The sequence below is a fragment of the Butyrivibrio proteoclasticus B316 genome (genome assembly GCF_000145035.1).
Lineage (GTDB): Bacteria > Bacillota > Clostridia > Lachnospirales > Lachnospiraceae > Butyrivibrio > Butyrivibrio proteoclasticus.
In genome coordinates this window covers 2,259,741-2,278,993 of sequence record NC_014387.1, presented here as the reverse complement: position 1 = coordinate 2,278,993, position 19,253 = coordinate 2,259,741, and the positions used below count along the sequence as shown (strand labels likewise).

The 19,253-nt window shown below is 41.2% G+C and carries 16 protein-coding genes; all 16 read left to right on the top strand.

The features are described 5' to 3' along the window. Positions 1 to 35 precede the first annotated feature (35 nt). On the top strand, positions 36 to 824 hold the full coding sequence (locus tag BPR_RS09435) for a cell division protein FtsQ/DivIB (RefSeq protein ID WP_242662148.1): 789 nt from the start codon (positions 36 to 38) through the stop codon (positions 822 to 824). A gap of 111 nt (positions 825 to 935) precedes the next feature. Next, positions 936 to 2,177 carry a cell division protein FtsZ gene (gene ftsZ / locus BPR_RS09430; RefSeq protein ID WP_013281250.1) on the top strand — a complete coding sequence of 414 codons (1,242 nt, stop codon included), beginning with the start codon at positions 936 to 938 and terminating at the stop codon, positions 2,175 to 2,177. A gap of 204 nt (positions 2,178 to 2,381) precedes the next feature. Continuing rightward, positions 2,382 to 2,894, top strand: coding sequence for a transcriptional regulator NrdR (gene nrdR / locus BPR_RS09425; RefSeq protein WP_013281249.1), 513 nt, complete (start codon positions 2,382 to 2,384; stop codon positions 2,892 to 2,894). 195 nt (positions 2,895 to 3,089) lie between these two features. Next, positions 3,090 to 4,694: an ABC transporter substrate-binding protein gene (locus BPR_RS09420; RefSeq protein ID WP_013281248.1), complete on the top strand. Its 1,605-nt coding sequence runs from the start codon at positions 3,090 to 3,092 to the stop codon at positions 4,692 to 4,694. A 106-nt stretch (positions 4,695 to 4,800) separates the two neighbouring features. Next, positions 4,801 to 5,745: an ABC transporter permease gene (locus BPR_RS09415; protein ID WP_013281247.1), complete on the top strand. Its 945-nt coding sequence runs from the start codon at positions 4,801 to 4,803 to the stop codon at positions 5,743 to 5,745. 6 nt (positions 5,746 to 5,751) lie between these two features. Continuing rightward, a complete protein-coding gene (locus BPR_RS09410) occupies positions 5,752 to 6,567 on the top strand; it encodes an ABC transporter permease (RefSeq protein ID WP_013281246.1) in 816 nt (271 codons plus the stop codon). Next, positions 6,558 to 7,361: an ABC transporter ATP-binding protein gene (locus BPR_RS09405; protein WP_013281245.1), complete on the top strand. Its 804-nt coding sequence runs from the start codon at positions 6,558 to 6,560 to the stop codon at positions 7,359 to 7,361. Before BPR_RS09410 ends, BPR_RS09405 begins: the two co-directional genes overlap by 10 nt. A gap of 167 nt (positions 7,362 to 7,528) precedes the next feature. Further along, a complete protein-coding gene (locus BPR_RS09400) occupies positions 7,529 to 8,287 on the top strand; it encodes an ABC transporter ATP-binding protein (protein WP_143754281.1) in 759 nt (252 codons plus the stop codon). 149 nt (positions 8,288 to 8,436) lie between these two features. After that, positions 8,437 to 8,865, top strand: coding sequence for a hypothetical protein (locus BPR_RS09395; RefSeq protein ID WP_026661880.1), 429 nt, complete (start codon positions 8,437 to 8,439; stop codon positions 8,863 to 8,865). 612 nt (positions 8,866 to 9,477) lie between these two features. Continuing rightward, positions 9,478 to 11,010, top strand: coding sequence for a shikimate kinase (locus BPR_RS09390; RefSeq protein ID WP_013281242.1), 1,533 nt, complete (start codon positions 9,478 to 9,480; stop codon positions 11,008 to 11,010). Positions 11,011 to 11,103: 93 nt separating this feature from the next. Then, complete coding sequence (locus BPR_RS09385) at positions 11,104 to 11,838, top strand: epoxyqueuosine reductase QueH (RefSeq protein WP_013281241.1); 735 nt, start codon at positions 11,104 to 11,106, stop codon at positions 11,836 to 11,838. After that, positions 11,831 to 12,253, top strand: a complete 423-nt coding sequence (locus BPR_RS09380; protein ID WP_042256859.1) for a hypothetical protein — start codon at positions 11,831 to 11,833, stop codon at positions 12,251 to 12,253. Before BPR_RS09385 ends, BPR_RS09380 begins: the two co-directional genes overlap by 8 nt. Before the next feature lie 155 nt (positions 12,254 to 12,408). Further along, on the top strand, positions 12,409 to 14,178 hold the full coding sequence (gene argS, locus BPR_RS09375; protein ID WP_013281240.1) for an arginine--tRNA ligase: 1,770 nt from the start codon (positions 12,409 to 12,411) through the stop codon (positions 14,176 to 14,178). Between the two features lie 268 nt (positions 14,179 to 14,446). Next, positions 14,447 to 15,790: an MATE family efflux transporter gene (locus BPR_RS09370; RefSeq protein ID WP_013281239.1), complete on the top strand. Its 1,344-nt coding sequence runs from the start codon at positions 14,447 to 14,449 to the stop codon at positions 15,788 to 15,790. Positions 15,791 to 15,921: 131 nt separating this feature from the next. Further along, complete coding sequence (locus tag BPR_RS09365; RefSeq protein ID WP_042256857.1) at positions 15,922 to 18,435, top strand: EAL domain-containing protein; 2,514 nt, start codon at positions 15,922 to 15,924, stop codon at positions 18,433 to 18,435. After that, entirely contained in the window at positions 18,410 to 19,045 is a 636-nt protein-coding gene (locus tag BPR_RS09360; RefSeq protein ID WP_013281237.1) for a L,D-transpeptidase, read from the top strand. Before BPR_RS09365 ends, BPR_RS09360 begins: the two co-directional genes overlap by 26 nt. Positions 19,046 to 19,253 lie beyond the last annotated feature (208 nt).

Below are 19,253 nucleotides of genomic sequence, written 5' to 3'. Positions count from 1 at the left end.
TCAAAAGACGAAGAAAACAATATGGCAGTTATCACATGAGTATAAGAGACTACATGGAGGATTTTCATCCTTTTGAGGGACTGTTTAGATCCTTGAGAAGTAGCAGGAGTCTTTTTATTATTCTTGGAATTGTACTCACTGTGATGGTGGTTCTGGTGGTAGCACTAAACTATATAGTTGAAAATTATAAGGTTACAAATATTTACGTGAGTGGCAACACTCATTATACCAATGAAGAAATTATCGATATGGTAATGACAGACGGGCTTAGCCGCAATTCTCTATATCTGTCATTTAAGTATAGGAACAAGAGTATAGAAGGCGTTCCGTTTGTTGAGAAGATGGATGTGGACATTGTTTCACCTGACACCATCAGAATAAATGTTTATGAGAAGGCTGTTGCCGGGTATATAGCATATCTTGGGCGTTACATGTACTTCGACAGGGATGGTATTGTAGTTGAGAGTTCCATGGAGCCCTCAGATGTGGTTCCACAGGTAATGGGGCTTGATTTTAACTACGTTATTCTCCATGAGAAACTCCCTGTGGACAATGAGACTGTATTTGCCGAGATACTTGATCTGACTCAGCTTTTGGACAAATACAATATGCATGCCGATAAGATCTTTTTTGACAATGAATACAATGTTTATATTTATTTTGGGGACATTGAGGTCAGTTTAGGTACAAGTTCTTATATTGATGAAAAAATTATACAACTTCAATATATTCTGCCTAATCTGGAAGGGAAAAAAGGCTTATTGGAGATGAAAGATTTTGACGAAGATACTAAAAACATCACATTTGAAGAGAAAAATCAGTGAATTGTCTTCGAAAAAACAAAAATTTAGATAAAAAAAACGGGTTGATAATTGAAACAAAAAATCGTATCATAGCTATTAGGAGTTTATGAGGTTTGTGAAGGAGGAGTTGTCTTGCTGGAGATTAAGTCAAATGAGGCTGAGTCTGGCTGCAAAATCATCGTTGTCGGGGTTGGTGGCGCAGGCAATAATGCTGTAAATAGAATGGTAGATGAGAATATTACCGGTGTAGAATTCATCGGTATTAATACTGATAAGCAGGCTCTTCAGCTCTGCAAAGCACCTAAGCTTTTACAGATAGGTGAGAAGCTTACAAAGGGTCTTGGCGCCGGTGCTAAGCCTGAGATCGGAATGAAGGCTGCAGAGGAGAGTGCAGAGGAGATTTCTGCTGCACTTAAGGGTGCAGATATGGTATTTGTTACCTGCGGTATGGGTGGCGGTACAGGTACCGGAGCTGCTCCTGTTGTTGCCAAGCTTGCCAAGGATATGGGAATTCTTACTGTTGGCGTAGTTACTAAGCCTTTCAGTTTTGAAGCTCGTGTTCGTATGCAGAACGCTTTGCTTGGTATACAGAATATTAAATCAAACGTAGATACTCTTATCGTTATTCCTAACGATAAGCTTCTTCAGATTGTCGACAGACGTACAACAATGCCGGATGCGCTTAAGAAGGCTGATGAAGTCCTTCAGCAGGCTGTTCAGGGAATTACTGATCTTATCAATGTTCCTGCAGTTATCAATCTTGACTTTGCTGACGTACAGACAGTTATGAAGGATAGAGGAATTGCTCATATCGGTATTGGTAGCGGTAAGGGCGATGACAAGGCTACAGATGCTGTTAAGATGGCTGTTGAGTCTCCGCTTCTTGAGACCAAGATCAATGGCGCATCTAATGTTATCATCAACATTTCCGGTGATATTACACTTGCAGATGCATCTGATGCTTCTGAGTATGTTCGTAATCTTGCAGGAGATGATGTTAACGTTATCTTCGGTGCAATGTATGATGAGAGCAAGACAGATACATGTACAATTACTGTTATTGCTACAGGTATTGAGGACAAGATCAATACAGCACCTACACCTAAGCCGGCAGCTACAGCTGCAGGAGTTGCAGGTAACGCACATGTGGCTGGACAGGCAGTTGCACCTCAGCCAACTGTTGTTCATACACCTATTTCACCTGTAACACCTCTTCAGACAGTTGTAACACCAATGCAGGCAGCTACAGAGACAGTTAGCACAGTTAATATCGCCAGACCGGCTCAGCCGCTTACTCTGAATAAGCCTTCAGAGATCAAGAGCACAGTAGAGCCCAAGTCACTTAAGATACCGGATTTCCTTCAGAGGAAATAATTATATTTATGAATTAGAAGTTATGGCCCGTCGCAGTTATGCGACGGGTTTTTTTTCAGCATTTTATCCATTTTTCTTCGAAATTTAGTGTAGAAAAAGGCGGCAATTGATGATACAATAGTTTGTGGAGTTGTATATTGTTCATACAATATACTGTGGAGATGAAAAAACAAATTATTATGAGCGTAAAATGGAGGACACGCTATGAAATGCCCATTCTGTGGAAAAGATGACACAAGAGTAATTGATTCCCGACCAGCAGATGAGAACACATCCATCAGGAGAAGAAGAGTTTGTGATTCCTGTGGTAAACGTTTTACTACCTATGAGAAAGTTGAGACAATACCTCTTATTGTCATTAAGAAGGGTGATGTGCGTGAACCCTATGACAGAGCCAAGATTGAGGCTGGTGTTTTCAGAGCCTGCCATAAGCGCCCTGTAAGTGCTGAGCAGATAACAAGGCTCGTAGATGCTGTAGAGACTGAAGTTTTCAATATGGAGCAGAAGGAAATTCCTAGTCGTGCCATCGGAGAGATAGTAATGGATAAGATGAAGAATCTTGATCCTGTTGCATATGTAAGATTTGCCTCTGTTTACCGTGAATTCAAGGATGTTAACACCTTTATGGATGAGCTTAAATCAGTCCTCAGGAAAGAGGCAGAGGGGACGATAACAGATTCTACGGACAAGAATACACCACTTCTCAAGAAAGAGTGATTTGTTTAAGAGGGCTTTCAGTTCATCTGTAAGCCCTTTATTTATGCCTGTGTTCGGGAACAAACAAATATAAGATGGAGTTGACAAATTCTTGTCAAAGTCTTATATTTTCAATGTGACGCTAGAGGAGTGCGTCATGTCCGCTGACTCTTTTCATTAGAGCAGCAAGTAATTAAATAGGAGGAAGATTTTAACATGATGAACAAGAAAATTGGAAGGATGGGAAGTTCACTTCTGATGGTCGTGTTAACAACACTGACTGTTGCATTGAGCGGATGCTCAAGTGACAAGGCAGGTGATTCCGCCAAGGTAGATGCAAGTGTAGAGGCAGGCACTGAAACAGTGACCGGCACAGAGACAACAGAATCTACAGATGTAGCGGATGATCTTTCTAAGCTTACCGTAGGAATACCTCAGGATATTGACGGTCTTGACCCTCACAATTCAACAGGGGCAGGAACAAGAGAAGTATTCTACAACATTTTTGAAGGCCTTGTTAAGGCTGATTCAGAAGGTAATCTTAACCCTGCTGTAGCCAGTGAGTATACGATTTCAGATGATAGTAAGGTTTACACCTTTACTCTTAGGGATGGTATCAAGTTCCACGATGGAAGCTTAGTTACAGTAGAGGATATCAAATATTCCCTTGAGCGTAATATGGGTGTTGACGGAAGTGAGCCTCTTATCAAGGCTTATGGCAAGATTGACAGTGTAAACATTGTTGATGACAGCCACGTAGAGGTTGTTCTTAAGGAAGCTGACTCAGATTTCCTTACTCAGCTTACAGTAGCTATAATTCCTGCAAGCAATGAACATCCGGAGACAACACCAATAGGAACAGGCCCATACAAGTATGTTTCTAACTCACCACAGGAGAATTTTGTAGTAACAAGATTTGACGATTACTGGGGAGAGAAGGCTTATATCAAGGATGTAGTATTCAAGATTGAAGCTAACATGGATGCAATCGTACTTGATCTTGAGGGTGGTTCCATCGATATGATGGCACGTGTGACACCTACACAGGTTAGCCAGCTTTCTGACAAATTTGAGGTTTATGAGGGAACTATGAACCTTGTTCAGGCTCTTTACCTCAACAACGCAGTTAAGCCTTTTGACGATGTAAGAGTACGTCAGGCTCTTTGCTATGCTGTTAACCCACAGGAAATCATGGATTTCGTTTCAGAGGGCGCAGGAACAGAGGTAGGAAGTGCTATGTTCCCTGCATTTAGCAAGTACTATATGCCGGAGCTTAACGATACATACAATACAGATGCAGACAAGGCCAAGGAGCTTCTTGCAGAAGCCGGATATCCTGATGGCTTTGAGTTCACAATAACAGTTCCATCCAACTATGGCCAGCACGTTGACACAGCTCAGGTTATTTCTGAGGAGCTCAAGGAAATCGGCGTTACAGCCAAGATCCAGGAGATCGAGTGGAATTCATGGGTAAGTGATGTTTACTCAGGCAGAGAATTTGAGGCAACTGTAGTAGGAATCGATGCTTCAACTCTTTCTGCATCAGCACTTCTGTCCAGATATGTATCAGACAATGGCAAGAACTTTGTAAACTTTAACAGTGCTGATTACGACGCAGCTTATGCTAAGGCATCAGCAGCAACTGATGATGCTGAGAAGACAACATATTACAAGGAATGCGAGACTATCCTTTCCAAGGAAGCAGCCAGCGTTTACATTCAGGATCTTCCTGAGTTTGTTGTTCTCAACAAGAAATTTACCGGATATACATTCTATCCACTCTATGTGCAGGATATTGCCAAGATCAGACCTGCACAGTAATATTTAATGAGATAAGGTCAATAATCATAAATGCGCACATGCCTAGTAAGCATTTTGACCTTATTACATGAATTTAATTATTTGCAAGTAAGCGGGGAATATGCATATGAAATACACACTCAAAAAACTCTCATCTACGATTGTTACGTTGATAGTGGTTTCATTATGCGTATTCCTCGCTTTTAATGTTTTGCCCGGAGACCCTGCTATCAGAATGTTAGGGCTTGAGGCTTCACCTGAGCTTGTGGCTCAGACAAGAGAAAAAATGGGACTTAACGATCCTGTTTTGGTCAGATATTTTAGATGGTTCATAGCTTTTTTACAGGGAGATTTTGGAACATCATATACATATAGCGTTCCGGTATCGAGCCTTATTATGAGTAAGGTGCCAATAACGCTGACACTTGGAATACTTGCCTTTTTGTTTACCGTTGTTATTTCCATTCCTGTTGGAATAGCAACAGCCAAGTACGAGAATGGCATTCTTGACAGGATTATTACGGTGATCAATCAGGTTATTATGGCTATTCCGCCTTTCTTTTCAGGTATTTTGATCACTTTTATATTTGGAATGATATTGAAATTATTTACCCCGGGAGGATTCGTGTCCTACACGGAGGATATCAGAGGATTCCTTAGATATCTCTTTTTCCCGTCGATTGCAATTGCGTTTCCTAAAATTGCAATGACAGTCAGAATGCTGAGGGGTAATCTTATAGATGAATCAGGTAAAGATTATGCGAGAACCGCATATTCAAGAGGTAATAACACAAACGGAGTTCTATACAGACATGTTTTGAAAAATGCCATGATTCCGGTCATTACGTTTTTGGGAATGGCTTTGGCAGATATGGTTGCAGGAAGTATCGTTGTTGAGCAGGTATTTAATATCCCCGGAATCAGCCGCATTCTGTTATCAAGTATCAGTAACAGAGACTATCCGGTAGTAGAAGCTATTATTATGGGCATTGCCATAATTGTTATAGGAGTAAATTTCCTTGTAGACATCATTTACAGAGTGATCGATCCGAGGATTGAGATAGAAGACTAAATCAAGATGAAGAATTCAAAACTTAGAAAACTTAGCAAAAATCCATATGTTCTGATAGGCGGGATCATTATGGGGCTTGTCCTTGCGATGATAATCCTGGGTATTTTCTGGATGCCTTATGAGCCTACCAAAATGAGCGCTTCTGAGAAGCTTCAGGGAATATCTCTTCGCCATATTATGGGAACTGACAATATGGGACGTGATGTGTTCAGCAGGGTTATGTATGGTAGCAGGGTCACACTTATGATTGCCATTGGTACGATTATTATCGGTGCCGGCGTTGGTACGATAATAGGCGCTATTACTGGCTACTATGGAGGCATGATCGATGAGGTTACCATGAGAGTAATAGATGCTCTTTTTGCTTTTCCGAGTATTCTGCTGGCACTGGTAATTGTCAGTGTATTTGGCGTTGGCTGGACTCAGCTTGTTATCTCGCTTGGAATCGCCTTTGTACCTAGCTTTGCCAGAATAGTAAGGGGCGAAGTCCTCAGGTGCAAGAACATGGATTATATTGAGAATGCCAGACTTCAGGGCGTTTCAGACCTTAGAATGATCTTTTTACATATTCTTCCTAATATCAAGGGAGTTTTGGCATCATCTATACTTATTGGATTTAACAATGCTGTTCTGGCAGAGGCCGGGCTTTCTTATCTGGGAGTTGGATCACAGCCGCCATATGCCAGCCTTGGACGTATGCTTTCCGATGCACAGCAGTATATGTTTACAAGACCCAGCTATGTTCTGTGTCCCGGTATAGTTATAGTGCTCATGGTTTTGGGCTTTGCATTCTTGGGAGAGGGGATTAAGAGATGGGAATAATTCTTGATGTTACTGATCTCCATATAGAGTTTCATGATTCAGATTCACCGGAGACAGCGGTTGAGGATTTTGATCTGATGCTGGCTGATGGTGAAATTGTCGGCATAGTTGGAGAGTCCGGATCCGGCAAGAGTATGAGTGCACTTGCTATTGCAGGCCTCCTTAGCAGACACGCTATCAAGAAAACAGGCAGGATCATGTTTGAAGGCCATGACCTTTTGACTTGTGACAGGAAAACTCTCAGATCTTTTCAGGGTGATGAGATTTCAATTATTTTCCAGGAACCTATGACAAGTCTGAACCCTGTTAAAAGGATCGGATGGCAGGTAGAGGAGCCTCTTCGCATTCATCATCCTGAGATAAAAAAGGCAGAGCGCAAGAAGCGCGCTATAGATATGCTCAAGGATGTTGGACTTGAGAATGCTGAGGAAGTTTACTATATGTATCCTCATGAGTTATCAGGCGGAATGAGACAGAGGGTTATGATCGCTGCTGCGATGATAGGAAATCCTCAGATTCTGATAGCTGATGAGCCGACAACTGCTCTTGATGTAACAGTTCAGGCCCAGATAGTAGAGCTTCTCAAGAAGATCAATAGAGAGAAGAGGACATCTATTATCTTTATTTCCCATGACCTCAGCCTTGTAAGCCAGCTCTGCGAGAGAGTTATAGTAATGCAGAAAGGAAATATTGTTGAATCCGGCGATACCAGGACCGTGTTCACAAGGCCTATTCACAGCTATACCAAGAAACTCATAGCAGCTATACCCAAGATTGATCTGGATAACCAGTGAGTCCTTGATTGTATGATAATATATTTGCACTGCTGAAGCTTTTTTGGATTATATGATCTAAAATCTGCACTGCTGTAACATTATTGAATCATATGATTATGGAATGAATAAATTTATCATAAATAGATGGCGATATATGATGATTCGCCATAATGGTGTCATATCAGATGGAAAAAGAAAAAGTATTAAGAGTTACTGGGCTTAATGTTTTTTACAAGAACAGAAAGCGTAAACTCTTTTCCCGGAAAAATAAAAAAATACAGGCTCTTTTCGATGTTTCTTTTGACATGGATGAGGGTGAAGTACTTGCGATAGCCGGCGAGTCAGGATGTGGTAAATCAACGCTTGCAAGGGCTATTGTCGGAATAAACAAGGATTATCAGGGCGAAATCTGGCAGAAATACGGAAGGCCCATGATGGTATTCCAGGATCCATATAATTCACTTAATCCAGCCAAGAGGATCGGATGGCTTCTTGAAGAGCCGCTCAAGGTTGACAAGGAGCGCAAGTGGACCAGTGAGGAGCGCCGCAAGAGAGTTGAAGAGATCATGCAGGAAATTGAGCTTCCGCTCAGCATGTTAGACAGATATCCTTCACAGTTATCCGGCGGACAGAGGCAGCGAGTATGTATAGGAATAGCTCTTATGCGAGAGCCCAAGCTTCTGATTGCCGATGAACCTGTTTCAGCCCTTGATGTTACAATCCAGGCACAGATTATGGAGCTGCTCAATAATCTGCACAGGAAGCATGGGATTTCAATCATATTCATATCCCATGACCTGAGGGTTGTATACCAGATAAGCGATCATGTAATGGTAATGAAAAACGGTCATGTGGTCGAGTACGGCGCCACAAGAGATGTGTACAGAAACCCTCAGGCTGACTATACCATACAGCTCCTAAAGGCCGCAGGCATCACCAAATAATTAAATATTAAATATTTATTAAAAGCCTTAAAACATACTAAAAACCGTGTGTTTTAGGGCTATTTTTGTATAATTATATTAAGTATTGTTGTTGCTTTTCCGATATATACATTAGTAAACAAGTGTTTTTATTGGAAAGGAGAGGAAAAATGGCATTAGATAGAATTAATGGATTTGTAAACTATAATGCTTACAACATTCCTCCCGCAGTTGATAATAACATCAAGGTAGGTACACAGGCTCCGCAGAATGCTCCTTTGAAGGCACCGGAGAAGCCTGTGGAAGCTCAGAAGGAAGAACCCAAAAAAGGTCTGGATCTTACCGTTGAAGAGCTTCCTGCAAGAGAAAATGCCTCTATTGAAAACGTGGCTATTTCTTTTGGCATGTACGACAGCTCATCTATAGATCTTTTCGGGGAGAAAGGTCTTGCCTCAGAAGATATGAAGCAGGCAATATCAGGAATGCAGAGAGATAAGATTCTTCACGAGTACCAGTACTTTGTTGGCGGCAAGGATCTTACTGGTAAGCAGAGCAATATTATCACTGGAACAGAAGACGGACTTGTTATCAAGCTGTAATAATACATGCGCACCTCGCGGATATGAAACTAATTGCTTCGCAATTCCGCTCGGGCGCGAAAGAGTCGCGAGCGACTCTTTGTTCAAAATGATATAGATCGCCAAGTGGGCGTGTTATATAGAGAAGAAAACGACTTTTTTAACCAGAAAGCCGTTTTCTTTTCTTTTTTTGTGCTAATCTGCTTAAAATAATAATAACAATAAAGAGATTTCTTGTTCTTTGGTATTATGCTCGAAAATAAAATAATACCAGCAAGAATAATAACCCCATATTGTTATTATGAAAAATTAAAAATCGCGGACCAAATTCTTCAAAAATAATACCAGTACGCTGATTATCAGGCTATTGGTTTTATTTTTTATCAAATATTCTGTGTTTAAATCCAAAATCTGTAATAACAAAATAGCCTTTGAGTTAATGTTGGTATTAAATTGCCCAAAAATAGTATTTAAAGTCCAGTTAAAACAAGGCATTATAGAAAATGCATATGTGATGGCGTCTTGAATTTTGCATTTAAGATGTCGTAATATGTTCATATGTGTAGGTGTATGTAGAGATATTATCTAAAGATAAAGTTTTGATAGAATATGCTGGATCTGGGGAGGATGACTATGGCTAATTTTACTGACGGGAATACTAACGTGTGTGGACTTATAGGAAATCCTGTAAGGCATACGCTTTCACCTCTTATACATAACAGCCTGGCTGAGATTACGGGGATAAACATGGTCTACGTTCCCTTTGAGGTAGCAGAAGGGGATGTTTCTGATGCTGTTAAGGGAGCGCTGGCTCTTGGGGTAAGAGGTCTTAATGTCACTATTCCCTATAAAAGTGATGTTATTCCATGCCTTGAGGATATAGATCCTCTTGCCAAGGCAATAGGCGCGGTCAATACTCTGGTGAGAACACCAAATGGTGGCTTTAAGGGCTACAACACAGATATGACAGGGCTTTATCATTCTATGCAGGATGAAGGCGTTGAGCTTGAGGGTAGGACAGTAGTTATTCTGGGAGCAGGCGGCGTGGCGAGACCTGCAGCTTTTCTGTGCGCCAGCAAGGGAGCAAAAAAGGTATATATACTTAACAGAACCTATGAGAGAGCGATGGATGTGGCAGGAGAAGTCAACAGAGCACTTTTTGATTTAAGCCGTGAAGACCTTGTGACTGCAGATGGCATAAATGCTGAAGGCGATCCCCTGGATATTCCTGAAATCGTAGTTCCTATGAAGATTGAGAACTACAGAGATTTATATGAGGAAAAAGAAAAATTTATAACCCTTCAGTGTACTTCAGTAGGCCTTTTCCCTGATGTAAACAGCGCTATCATTGAGGATAGCGAATTCTATGAACATATCAGCGTGGGAATTGATATGGTGTACAGGCCTCTTGAGACCAAGTTTATGAAGCTTACAGCAGAAGCTGGTGCCAAGGCGGTTTCAGGACTTAAAATGCTCTTATATCAGGCAATTGATGCTTATGAACTGTGGTTTGAAAGTGAGCTTTTTGCTGAAATGCAGAAATCAGGTGAAGATAAGAAAACTGATGCTGAGCAGAAGGCTGTTAAGATATCCAAAGAGCAGGCAGATGAAATATACAAGTCTCTTGTTATGGAGGTTACAGGCGCAAGGAATATTATCCTTGAGGGATTTATGGGAAGTGGTAAGACAACTGTCTCTGAAATCCTTGCTGATAAGCTTGACCTTGAACTTCTTGATACGGACGCAGCTATAGTAGAGGCTGAGGGCCGCAGCATTAGTGACATATTTGAAACTGATGGTGAAGAGAGCTTTAGAGACATGGAGACAGCTCTTTTGGAAACGGCTTCATCAGAGCATTTCAGAGAAATGGTAATATCCCTTGGAGGAGGCCTTGTCCTGCGCAAAGAGAACAGGGAGCTTTTGCAGGAACTTGGTAAGGTGGTGTATCTTAGGACAAAGCCTGAGACCGTCTATGAGAGAGTTAGATATGATGATTCAAGACCGCTTCTAAAGACAGCTGATCCACTTTCTACAATCAGGAAAATGCAAAGTGATCGGGGAAGTATTTACGAGCTTGCAGCTGATTTTATAATAGATACTGACGATCTTACGCCTTCAGAAATCGCAGACAGGATAATTGAGGAGCTTGGGATAGTTATAGTATGACATCCAGAATGAAATTGCAGAAATCCGCACTTACTGCGGACTTCGGAAGAACATGATTTGAGAGTCACAGTATTACAGATTTGAGGTTTTATTTTGAATAAGAGAAATTATTCCAGAGAATTAGAGAATAGAATAGCCGGCTTTGAGCGCGAGAACAGGTTTCCAAGGCTTCTTTTACATGCCTGTTGTGCGCCATGCTCTTCGTACTGCCTTGAATACTTAAGAGAGTATTTTGATGTGACAGTTTTTTTCTACAATCCCAATATTACTGAAGAGAGAGAGTACAGGAAAAGAGTTGAAGAGGAAAAGAGGCTTATTTCTGAGTATAACAGACAGGTGGAAGAAAACAGTTTCGAAGGGATGAATTCGGATTCGCGCGCAAGGCGCATTGAGATAATGGAAGGGGACTATGTTCCTTCGGACTTTATGCATGCTGTTAAGGGGCTTGAGGATTGCCCTGAAGGTGGAGACAGGTGCAGGAAGTGCTTTGAGCTTAGACTTGATGAAACAGCCAGGATAGCAAGGGATAACGGCTTTGAATTCTTTACCACAACGCTGACTATAAGCCCGCTTAAAAACGCGGATGTACTTAATGAAGTGGGTGAGGAGGCAGCAAGGAAGATAAACTCGCAGGCTCGTGCTGCAGATCCGGGAAAAGAGATATCGCAGATACAGTTCCTTCCATCTGATTTTAAAAAGAAAAATGGATATAAACGCTCAATAGAGTTGTCCCATAAATTCGGACTCTACAGGCAGGATTACTGCGGATGCGGTTTTTCCAAGGCACAGAGGGAAAAAGAAAAAGAGGAGAAAAACGTAAATGTATAATCAGCCACCAAAATATGTAATGGTAACACCAAATTTAAGATCGAATGACAACAGCAATTCTACTGTCAGGGCGCTCAATATTGCCGCCATTGCATGCATGTGTCTTGCGAGATTTGTGCCGGCCATGGGGAGTTTTTTACTTCTTTTTGACGAGTATTCTAGTGGTAGTGGTTTTAATCTGTATGGTTTAAATGTGGTTCTTATTCTTGCAAGTTTAATATTACTGATCATAGCAAGGGTCAAATTCCCAGGGGATAGCGTCAGCAAAGGGCTTTTAATTGGCTTTGTTGTCAGAACTGTTTTTGCCATTATGCTAACCATTATGATTTTAGTTCTGGGTATATGGTTTGTAAGTCTATATGCATTATCAGATATTGCAGATATTATATGGGAACTTATAGAGCTTTTTGAATAAGAGTCTTTTTGATCACTGATTATAAATAGTTTGTTGATGTAAATGGAATTCTTTGGTAAAATCGTGTAGATTGTTTGTTGTAAAATATATGGATAAAATGTTATTGGCTTTAGCACAATAGCGATAGTTTATTTATTAGGAAAGAAGGTTAGATTTTGGAAAAAGTACTTGAGCTAATTTCTAAAGAAGTAGGAGATGCATTTGAAGCTGCCGGATATGACAGGGAGCTTGGCAGAGTTACTATCTCTAACAGACCGGATCTGTGTGAATACCAGTGTAACGGTGCTATGGCCGGTGCCAAGAAATATGGCAAGGCTCCATTTATTATTGCAGATGATGTAGCTGCCAGACTTCAGGATAACAGCATGTTTGATAAGGTTGAGTCTGTTAAGCCCGGATTCCTCAATATCACAGTTAGTGGTGATTTCGCAAGAGGATATATAGTAAAGATGCTCCATGAGAAGCATTTTGGAGTAGACAGACCTGCACATGAGCCTACATATATTATCGATTACGGCGGACCAAACGTTGCCAAGTCTCTTCACGTAGGTCACCTCCGCTCTGCAGTAATTGGTGAGAGTATTAAGAGAATCCTTAAGTATACAGGTAACAAGGTAATTGGTGATGCTCACCTTGGCGATTGGGGACTCCAGATGGGTCTGGTTATTACAGAACTCGAGGTTAGAAAGCCTGATCTGTGCTACTTTGATCCGAATTATGAAGGCCCATATCCCAAGGAAGCTCCTTTTACAGTAGAAGAGCTAGGTGAGATTTACCCTGCAGCCAGTGCCAAGTCCAAAGAGGATGAGGCTTTCAAGGCTAAGGCTATGGATGCTACCAAGAAGCTTCAGGATGGTTACAAGCCTTATAGAGCCCTTTGGCACCACATTATGAATGTTTCTCTTGCAGACCTTAAGAAGAACTACAAGAACCTCAATGTAAACTTTGATCTCTGGAAGGGTGAGTCTGATGCTGATCCTGTTATTCCAGGAATGGTTGAGTACATGAAGTCTCATGGATATGCTCATGAGAGCCAGGGAGCACTTGTTGTTGACGTTGCAGAAGAAACAGATACCAAGGAAGTTCCACCATGCATGATCCTTAAGTCAGATGGAGCATCTCTTTATAATACAACAGACCTTGCTACTATCAAGCAGCGTATGGATGACAATCATCCTGAGGGAATCATCTATGTTGTTGATAAGAGACAGGAGCTGTACTTTACACAGGTATTTAGATGTGCTCGCAAGACCAAGCTTGTTATGCCTGAGACAGAGCTTCATTTTGTAGGCTTTGGAACAATGAATGGCAAGGATGGCAAGCCTTTCAAGACAAGAGCAGGCGGTGTAATGCCACTTGGTGATCTTATAGCTGAGATCGATGACAAGATGTACAACAGAATCAAGGAAGGTAATCCTGAAATGCCTGAGGATGAGGCAAAAGATACATCTCACAAGATTGCTCTTTCTGCCCTTAAATATGGCGATCTTTCCAACCAGCCATCCAAGGACTACATCTTTGATATAGAGAAATTCACTTCCTTTGAGGGAGATACAGGCCCATACATCCTCTACACAATGGTTCGTATCAAGTCAATCCTCAAGAAGTATGAAGCAGAAGGTGGCAATGTCAAGGAGGCGCTTCTTGCTAATCCTGACAGCCCGGCTATGAAAGAACTCATGCTTCAGCTTACAAGATTTGCAGATGCTATTGAAGGCGCAGCCAAGGACTTTGCACCTAACAGAATCTGCGCATATATCTACGATCTTAGTAATGCATTTAATAGCTTCTACCACGGAACCAAGATCCTTGCAGAAGCAGATCCTGACAAGAAGAGCAGCTATATCGCCCTCCTTGCAACAACCCTTAAAGTTCTCGAGACCGGAATCGATCTCTTAGGTTTTGACGCCCCCGAGAGGATGTGAGCGATATTAGGAATGAGTAAACACAGTTTTGTGCTTGCACAAAAAACTGTGTTTATGAAATGACTTAACGGACACGAGGAAAAAAAGACATACGAACGAAGTGAGTGTGTCGATTTCCGAGTGGACGTAGCATGGCGAGAGCGAAGCAAAGCCATGCGTATATCGCGAGCAAAAGTAGTTTGACTAGATATATGCATGGCGAGAGCGAAGCGAAGCCATGCGTATATCGCGAACGAAAGTAGTTTGACTAGATAAGGTTATTATTATCATGACACAAGACAAGCACATGTTCAGCAACAGGAAACTTCTCCTGTTGCTGATTCCTATTATAGCTGAACAATTCCTGAACTCCCTCATGGGCATGGCAGATTCCATGATGGTCAGTAACGTTGGCGCTGCGGCTCTTTCCGGAGTATCCCTTGTTGACTCCATCAACAATCTGGTAGTACAGGCCTTCAATGCCCTTGCTACAGGCGGAGTTATCATATGTTCCACATATGTTGGCCAAAAAGATATGAAAAGAGCTAACGAGGCTGCCAGACAGGTTATCCTTGTTTCAGCCTTTATATCTTTTGTTGTTATGCTCTCTTGTCTTATATTTAGAGGGTGGCTTTTAAGAGTGATATTTGGACAGATTGAACCTGACGTATATCAGGCTGCCAGTATCTACTTTATCCTGACTATCCTTTCATATCCGGGTATTTCACTTGCAGCCGCCGGAAGTGCTATTTTCAGAGCTCAGTCTAATACCAGACTTCCTATGAATGTAGCTATTGTTTCTAATATCTTAAATGTCGCAGGCAATGCCCTTTTGATATGGGGCTTTGGACTTGGTGTTTATGGTGCTGCTATAGCAACGCTTGCATCAAGAATATTCTCAGCTGTAGTACTCCTGTACCTTTTAAGGCGTGATGATCAGCAGATATTTATCAGGCAGTATCACAAGATCAGACCGGATATGGACAAGATCAAACGTATTCTTGGAATGGGTATTCCAAACGGTATAGAGAACTCTATGTTCCAGTTTGGTAAGCTGGCTATTCAGTCCTCTGTCTCAACACTTGGTACAATGGCTATTGCAGCTCAGGCGATGACCAACATATTTGAAAATGTCAACGGCGTTGCTGGAATTGGCGTTGGTATTGGACTTATGACAATTACTGGTCAGTGCCTTGGAGCCGGAAGAAAAGATGAAGCCATTTATTACACCAAGAAGATGATAGGCTGGGGATATATTGCAATACTTGTAAGCTGTCTGTTTACCTATGCTATAGCAAGACCTGTGACAATTCTGGCTCACATGGAAGCAGAGAGTGCTGCATTATGTATCTATATGCTTGGATGGATCACTATAGCCAAGCCGCTTTTGTGGGCACCGTCTTTCATCACTCCATATGCTATGAGAGCTGCAGGAGACGTCAAGTTTTCTATGATAATTGCTACACTTACCATGTGGCTTTGCAGAGTAACACTTGCAACCTTCCTGATCCGCGTAGTTCATATGGGGGCTATGGGTGTATGGATTGGAATGTTTGCTGATTGGGCAATTAGAGGAATCATTTTTACAATCAGATTTATGCGTGGTAAATGGATCCATAAAGTTGTCGAATAGTTATTAGTATTTTAATGGTTTTTTAATTAAATAAGGTTCTTATCTAAAATATAATTATGGTGTAGTGAATTTGCGTTTAATAAATTTTGGTAAAACGTATGCAAGAGAGAAAAAGACAAATTTTCTTATATATGCGCTACGCCTTAACTGCAATCGGCATTCTTTTGCTGATTGCAGCTATTATTACGCTTGTTCTCAGTATTCGTTCTGACAATCAGTCGAATGATGTCCGCAGACCGACAGAGGTCAATCACCGCGTACTATTTCTGTGCGCTTATAATTCACTTTATTTTACATATGATGATCAGGTAGAAGGGCTTAAACAGGCTCTTTATCCCCATGGAATAGAATTTGATGTAGTTTATATGGATACCAAGAGCTATGGTACTCCAAATGATAAGCTTGTTTTCTATGAGTTTTTTAAAGACAGGCTTCGCAAAGCTCCGGAATATGAGGCGATTCTCTTAGGCGATGATGATGCACTGGAATTTGCGCTGACCTATCAGGAAGAGCTGTTTGAGGGGATTCCAATGGTATTTTTTGGAATAAATGATATTGATTTTGCCGTAGAAGCAGCCCAAAATCCTATGGCAACAGGCTTTTATGAAAAAGATTACTTGCGAGACTGCATGGAAATAGCGATGAAGGCTATGCCTGATAGAAAAACGCTTGTTGCACTTCATGATGAATCGGCTGCTGGTGCGGCTGATATGGATATTTTTTTCTCCTATGACCAGAAATATCCTGATTACGTATTCCGTGATATTGATACTGCTGAGTTTACTCAGGCAGAACTTATCGGGCTTCTCAGAAACCTTCCCGAAGATTCAATTCTTTTCTATATGACCTGTTACAACGACCGTTATGGAAATACATATTCTATGCTGAATCGAACTAACACTGTTGTTATGAACGCAAAAGTTCCCATAATCAGAAACTATTCAGGCGGAAGAAACCAGGGCGTTCTGGGCGGTGTTTATATGGACTTCATCGCTCAGACCAGGGATGCAGGACAGATTGTTGTCGACATCCTGGAAAATGGCACGGACATTTCAGAGTATCCTCTCGACCTTGAGACGCCCAGTAAATCTGAGTTTAACTATGAGCTTATGCAGAAATATGGCGTAGATGAGAGCGTTCTTCCAGCAAACACGTCGTATGTCAATAAACCTATAAGTCCATTTGAATATTATAAAAAGATAATACCGGCATCTGTTCTGATCGTGTCAGCTCTTTTAATGCTTATTATCTCTGCAAACATGACAGCAAATCTTCAAAAAAATGCTAATGAGCAGTTAAAGACCTTTGCAGATAATCTCAAGAATACAGGAAGTAAGCTCAAATATCAGGCAGACCATGACGAGCTTTCTGATCTTTTGAATAGAAGAGCAATCGTTGAAACTCTTGGCAGAATACTTCAAAAAGATGAGAAATACGCCATCATGATGATAGATATCGATGGATTTAAGGTCATAAATGAGAACTATGGCCATGTAATGGCGGATCAAATAATCAAACATCTGGCTAAAGAGCTCAAGAATTTGGCGGAAGAACAAAAATGGCAGGTTGGAAGATATGGAGGCGACGAGTTCATAGTCATGGTTCCGGATGTGAAGCTTGATGTGGACTCCAAAGAAGTACGGCAGATTCTCGAAATATTCAGAGAACCGATAGTAGCCGGCGAGGAGACTTTGGCTTTGTCTGCCAGTGTAGGAGTTTCTAATTCAGATGGAGCCAGCAATCCTGAGCAGCATATCATAAATGCGGAAATAGCAATGTATGAGGCCAAGGAACACGGCAAAAATACAGCATTTGTCTATGCTGATGAGATGCAGAGAAAGATTCAGGAGGAGAATAGACTCAAGGCACTCGTTACAGAAGCTTTTGATGAAAATCTCTTTTACATGGTATATCAACCCAAGATTGAGACTGCAACAGGCAAGACAATTGGCTTTGAAGCTTTGGTGAGAGCAAGGAATATTCAAAGCGGGCCCAGCACTTTTATTCCGATCATAGAAAAGAACGGATGGGTAATAAGACTTGGCAGAATGGTTACTGAGCAGGTTATCAGGCAGATGGCTCTGTGGAGAGATCAGGGAAAAGAGCTTATTCCTATATCAATCAATTTCTCATCCAAACAGGTTAATGATCTGGGATTTATGAATTTTATAAAAATGCTTATGGATCAATATGATATTTCGCATAAGTTCATTCAGATAGAGATTACGGAATCTCTTTTGATAGAACAGAATATTCAGACCCAGAAGCTCTTTGATGAATTCAAAGATATGGGATTCAGGATCCTTATGGATGATTTTGGAACGGGCTATTCGTCTCTTGGATATTTGATCTATATCCCAATCGATGAGATCAAGCTCGATAAATCTCTTGTAGATGCCTATCTTGTGCCTGGCAAGGACAACTTCATCGGTGATGTGATTAAGCTTGTTCATGACATTAATAAAACTATCATCATCGAGGGCGTAGAAGAAAAATGGCAGTATGAGAGGCTTAGGGAATTCAAGGCGGATGCTGTTCAGGGATATTACTTTAGTAAGCCTCTTGAAGCTGATGAAGCCATCAAATTTATGGCTCAGAGTGAGGAAAGGAAGTGCCGGAATGAGAAAATGGATTTTCTTAAGTAAAAGAATTGCTGCTATACTGGTGTTTGTGGGAGTTATGTGCACTATTTCATTAAGTGCCAAGGCCGGGGATTTTGACCCTGATTTTTATGCGGCCCAGTATCCTGATGTTGTAGCTGCCTATGGCACTAATCCAAATGCACTTTATAGTCATTATCTGACTTTTGGAGTAAACGAGCACAGATATAAGAACAGAGAAGATATGATAGCTGCACAAAATGGGCAGCAGATTTCTCAAGACGTGCCTTCAACTTATGTAGATGTCGATATCGATAATCAGACTATGAACTACTATGTCGATGGCGTATCTGTATTGTCTTCAGCTGTTGTAACAGGGAACACCCAAAATGGCAATGGAACTCCAAGGGGCGTATTCTTCATTGACTCAAAGATTCCCGGCAAATACCTTGTAGGCCCAACCTGGAATGTATGGGTCAACAGATGGATGAGATTTACAGGCGCTGTAGGACTTCACGATGCCAGCTGGAGAAGCGAATTTGGCGGAGATATCTACACCTACAACGGCTCCCACGGATGTGTCAATCTTCCAAGTGACGTTGCCAATACTCTTTACGATATGGTCAGCGTCGGAACAATGGTTGTGGTGCACTGAGAAATGGTGTAGTTTGCTTCATACATAGGAAATCAGGAAAAGTCTCAATGATAAATTGTTTTCATTGAGGCTTTTTATATTTCTCGGGATTTTTTTAATGATAAAAATGCTCTGCTAAATTATAATTTTAAAGAAGGGCATAAACACTCAGAAATCCCTGCATTTTAAGTTTATGAAAGCGTTAAGGTTTTGTTAAGGTTCTTTTCGA